The organism is Mesorhizobium sp. M2A.F.Ca.ET.067.02.1.1 (assembly GCF_004023285.1).
Taxonomy (GTDB): Bacteria; Pseudomonadota; Alphaproteobacteria; order Rhizobiales; family Rhizobiaceae; genus Mesorhizobium.
The window spans coordinates 1-3,983 of the sequence record NZ_RZSB01000554.1; the positions used below are offsets into that span (position 1 = coordinate 1).

The 3,983-nt window shown below is 64.8% G+C and carries 8 protein-coding genes and 1 pseudogene; 2 read left to right on the forward strand and 7 right to left on the reverse strand.

Going from position 1 to position 3,983, the window contains the following annotated elements:
- On the reverse strand, positions 1 to 357 hold a 357-nt coding region (locus tag EOA28_RS27335; protein WP_189342204.1), incomplete at its 3' end, for an AzlC family ABC transporter permease.
- A 172-nt stretch (positions 358 to 529) separates the two neighbouring features.
- On the opposite strand from EOA28_RS27335, the gene EOA28_RS27340 reads away from it, so the two are divergent.
- Positions 530 to 988 (forward strand): Lrp/AsnC family transcriptional regulator, encoded by a 459-nt coding sequence (locus tag EOA28_RS27340; protein WP_127253507.1) that lies wholly within the window; start codon positions 530 to 532, stop codon positions 986 to 988.
- A 229-nt stretch (positions 989 to 1,217) separates the two neighbouring features.
- Here the strand turns inward: EOA28_RS27340 and EOA28_RS27345 are convergent, their stop codons facing one another.
- From EOA28_RS27345 to EOA28_RS27365, 5 genes are all read right to left on the reverse strand, one after another.
- On the reverse strand, positions 1,218 to 1,538 hold the full coding sequence (locus EOA28_RS27345; protein WP_127253506.1) for a plasmid stabilization protein: 321 nt from the start codon (positions 1,536 to 1,538) through the stop codon (positions 1,218 to 1,220).
- Between the two features lie 39 nt (positions 1,539 to 1,577).
- Complete coding sequence (locus EOA28_RS27350) at positions 1,578 to 1,775, reverse strand: hypothetical protein (RefSeq protein ID WP_127253505.1); 198 nt, start codon at positions 1,773 to 1,775, stop codon at positions 1,578 to 1,580.
- Positions 1,776 to 1,800: 25 nt separating this feature from the next.
- On the reverse strand, positions 1,801 to 2,019 hold the full coding sequence (locus EOA28_RS27355; protein WP_127253504.1) for a hypothetical protein: 219 nt from the start codon (positions 2,017 to 2,019) through the stop codon (positions 1,801 to 1,803).
- Between the two features lie 28 nt (positions 2,020 to 2,047).
- Entirely contained in the window at positions 2,048 to 2,497 is a 450-nt protein-coding gene (locus EOA28_RS27360; RefSeq protein WP_245484019.1) for a hypothetical protein, read from the reverse strand.
- Positions 2,498 to 2,688: 191 nt separating this feature from the next.
- On the reverse strand, positions 2,689 to 2,790 hold the full coding sequence (locus tag EOA28_RS27365; RefSeq protein ID WP_082056318.1) for a KGG domain-containing protein: 102 nt from the start codon (positions 2,788 to 2,790) through the stop codon (positions 2,689 to 2,691).
- 441 nt (positions 2,791 to 3,231) lie between these two features.
- Here EOA28_RS27365 and EOA28_RS27370 point away from each other — a divergent pair, with 441 nt between their 5' ends.
- The gene (locus EOA28_RS27370; protein ID WP_127253502.1) at positions 3,232 to 3,456 is read left to right on the forward strand and encodes a hypothetical protein; all 225 of its coding nucleotides are present in this window, start codon (positions 3,232 to 3,234) and stop codon (positions 3,454 to 3,456) included.
- Between the two features lie 46 nt (positions 3,457 to 3,502).
- On the opposite strand, the pseudogene EOA28_RS27375 reads toward EOA28_RS27370, so the two are convergent.
- Positions 3,503 to 3,983 (reverse strand): annotated as a pseudogene (locus EOA28_RS27375) (alpha/beta hydrolase); the annotation flags it as partial.

The window sequence follows — 3,983 nt, forward strand, 5'->3', positions numbered from 1 at the left end:
CAGCGCCGGAAAAACCTGTCGCTGCGGCAGGTGCCTGATGAAAGGCGCAAGCGCTGCGCACATCAGGAAATGCCGGCTGTTGACCAAAAGCGTGATGGCGGCGATCAGGAGGACATGCGGCGGCGAGGTCCAGAGCTGGATCGCGGCGAATTCCGATCCGCCGGCGAAGTTGAGCCCGGTCATCAGCGGCACCTCGAGCACGCTGAGGCCCCTCTGCGCGGCCTGCGCGCCGAGCACCAGCGCATAGGGAATGACGCCGAGCAGCACCGGCGTCGCGGCAGCGAGCCCGCGCCGGAACTCGGCGCCGCGCCTGTTGGCGGCCTTGCCCTCGGCGACGGCGATCTCGGAAACGCTCATGGCTTTGCTTTCGGCTGGCCTTGCGGCCATCCGTTCTCCCGTTCGGTTGTGGGGTTGTGTCGGTCCCGGACCATAGCCGAAACGCGCGGCAATCGGGTTGCGAAAATGCGCCATTTCTGCCAAAATTCGGCATTGGATATCACGTTTGCATGAAGAATTGGAATCTGGAGCCATGAAGCTCGATGAGATCGACAGGCGCATCCTGCGCGCCCTGCAGCGCGACGGGCGCATAGCCAACAACGACCTTGCCAAGCAAGTCGGTCTCTCGCCGTCGCCTTGCCTGCGGCGCGTGAAACTGCTCGAAGAGGCGGGCGTCATCGACCGCTATGTCGCGGTGCTCAACCCGGCCAAGATCGGCCGCGGCCAGACCTTCTTCACCCGCATCTGGCTGAAGCAGCAGGACGAGGACACGATCGAGCATTTCGCCGCCGAAGTGGCGAAATTCCCCGAGGTGATCGAGTGCTATCTGATGATGGGCGATTGCGACGCCCTGGTACGGATCGTCGCGGCCGGCATCGACGACTACCGCCGCTTCCAGTCGGAACATCTGAGCCGCATCAAGGGTGTGCAGAACGTCAAGACGGACGTGCCCAGCCAGACGATCAAGCAGACCTCGGAGATGCCGCTGTAGCGCTTCTTCCCTTCTCCCCGTTCAACGGGGAGAAGGTGCCCGAAGGGCGGATGAGGGGCGGCGCGGCGTTCGGCATTCTGAGAGCCGGCGCCAGCGCAACGACGACAAACTCGCGGAGTCGGTTCTGCCCCTCATTGCCCTGCCGGGCATTTCTCCCCGTATAGTGACGGGGAGAAAGGGACGGCGCCGGCGTTTTCGCCAATCGCCGGCGCCGTCGATCCAAACGTCCTCAATGATGCGCGTGGTGCTCCGCATTGCGCTTGCGCGTCGCGGCAGCCTTCTTGGCCGAAGCCGACCTGTCCGCCGCGGAGCGCTCGCCGGAGGCCTTGCCGCCCATCCTGCCGCCCTTATGCGCGGCCGGATGGCCGGTTTGCTTGCCGCGTCCCGATCCGCCTTCCTTCTTGCCGCCGCCATCGTCCTTGTTGACGGTCGCCCAGGCGCGCCGCTCGGCTTCCTTCTCCGAGACGCCGCGCTTCTCGTAGCCTTCGGCGATATGGTCGGCCTTGCGTTCCTGCTTGTCGGTGTATTTTGATTTGTCGCCACGTGGCATTGTCTTGCTCCTTGTTGCGCTGAGTGAATTCGGAAGGGATCAATCGCCCTTCTTCTTGGCGACGTCGCCAAGGTCGGACCGCTCCGGGTCCCTGTTGTTCTCGCCGGCGGCATCGCGGTTCTCGTCGGGATCGTCCTCCGGCGGCAGGTAGCCGCGCGGCCTGTTGGCCTTCGGGCCTTCCCAGCGCGGCCATTGATCGGACGTTCCGGCTGGTCCCTTCTTCGGTGAATTGCTCATCCTTGCCTCGCTTTCCGGAAGGCGTTCAGCCTTCCGCCTTCATGGTTCGTGCGATCTCGAGCAGTTTGGCGCGGTCGTGTCCGTGCTCGCGGATCAACTCGCGCGCCTGCTTCGGCGAAAGGTCGGTGTTCTCGGCCAGGAACCGCACGTCGGGATCGTCGCCGCCCTTGGTCGGCAGCGTGCCGCCGATTGGCGCGTTCGCGCAGCCCGGCCGGTGCGGTATGTTGTCGTTTGCCTGCGTCATTGCGCGTCTCCTTCGCTTCGGCGCCGTGTCAGTCCGCCGCCTCTGACTGCTTGCGGCGTGCTTCCTTCTTGCGGCGCAGCACTTCGTCGGTCCCGACGATGTCCTTGGAGCCGCCGGTGATCGCGGTGGAAACCACGGCCGGCGGATCGCTGGCCGGAAAGCTGTCCTCGAGGCCAGACTGCAACTGCTCTTCCAGTGTGTCCGGATCCTCCGAGCGGCCTTCCGTGCGGCGCTCGTCGATTGGTTCCAGGTCCTGCTTGGCGTCGGGATGCTCACGTGCGTTGCGCAGTGTCGACACAACGAGCTCGACCGCGAACTCCTTCATGGCCTCGGCATCGGGAGCGGCGACGTCTGTCTCCTCGACCAGTCGCACCAGCGACTGTTCGATCTTGTCCAATTCACGCACCCCCTGGCAGCGCGCCAGTTTTTGCGCCAGGGCATGGATCAGCAGGGGACCGAAGGTCGAATAGGCCTGCATGCGGGTCTCATCGACGCGTTCGGGGTGAAGGGAATGCAAGGACATTGGTGCCTCCGTTGAACATCCTGCGGCGACGGCGCTACGGCGGCCGCTCCTAAGGTCAACTGGAGGACGGGGAAGATGTTCCATCCCGGGATCGATCGCGCCGGGCAAATTAGATGGCGCCCGCGTCCGCGGACGCCATCTTGAATTCAGCGCTGGCCGCCCTTGCGACCTGCTTCCGAGGCGCGCTGACGGTCTTCGGCAAAGTTACCGCTGCCGCCCCTGTGCTGGCCCGCGCTCCGCTGACCCATATTGCGGTCCTCGGCCTGCTGCTGTCCGCCGCCGCGACGCTGATCGTCGCGGTTCTTGTGGCTCTGCTGGCCGGCCTTGACGTGCTGTTCGTGGGTTCCGCCTTGATTGGGCATATCCAATTCTCCGTTGGTTCGGATGTTTCTTCAGGGGGTGAAATCAAGGACGCGTTCGGCATCCTTGAGTAGGGGGAACAAGCGCCGGCAACCGATGTTCCGCCCGAAATATTTCGTGACTCCGCCCGACTGAAGTCCGACCCGGCAAGCGCATTGGACTGGCTTGTGCAACCAATGGGCTTTCTGCGAATTGGGGAGCGGCCGACGAGAAAACCCCTTCATCGCCGGCCGTACTGGTTCCCGCCGATCGCCCCCCGCGCAAGTCGGCGGGCACCAATATCCACGAACAAGAAGGCCGCGTAGCCGGCCCCGGAGCGAGACGACGTTTTGACCTATATCTCTACAAAGCCCGCCCGGCAGGATGCCGAAACCCTGCCTGCCAACGACAATCAACCTGCCGCGCCTTTCGATCTTTCATTCCTCGACACCATCAATGATGAGGCTGAGATAGCCGACATCGCCAGGCGCGCGGAGCGTCTGGGCCATGCCGCGCTTATCGCAATGGCGATCGGCTTGGCTGCAGTGCCGTTGCTTTACCTGATGCTTGCGTGAGCCGACCCGTCAGGCGCCTGGCTGGCCCGCGCCAACGCCCACAGGGCTATCTTCCGGAGAAGAATGCATCGAGCGTGGCTGCCGTTTCGATCGGCGACTCCTCCGGAAAGAAATGACCGCCGGGCAAGGCGCCGCCGCTGACGTCGTCGGCCCAGTTTCGCCACAGCGCTTCAGGGCCGCCTTGCTCGACGTACCATTCGGCCAGCGCGCCATGCTCGCTCCATAGGGCCAGCAGCGGGCAGGCGATCCGCCGGCCGGTCTTCCGGTCGGCATGGTCGTGCTCGCGGTCGAGGGATGCCGCCGCGCGATATTCTTCGCAAATGGCATGGATGTGCGCCGGGTCGCGCAGCGCGTCGACATAGAGTTGCCGCACCCCGGGCGGGAACGCGTCGGACGACGATCCCCAGCCGGAAAGCGCATTGTCGACGATGGCATCGGCGGCGGCCGCGAGCATCGTCTCCGGTAGCGGCTCAGGTTGCGCCAGCAACGACCACGGCCAGTAGCTGAGGGCGAGGTTTGCGTCGGCG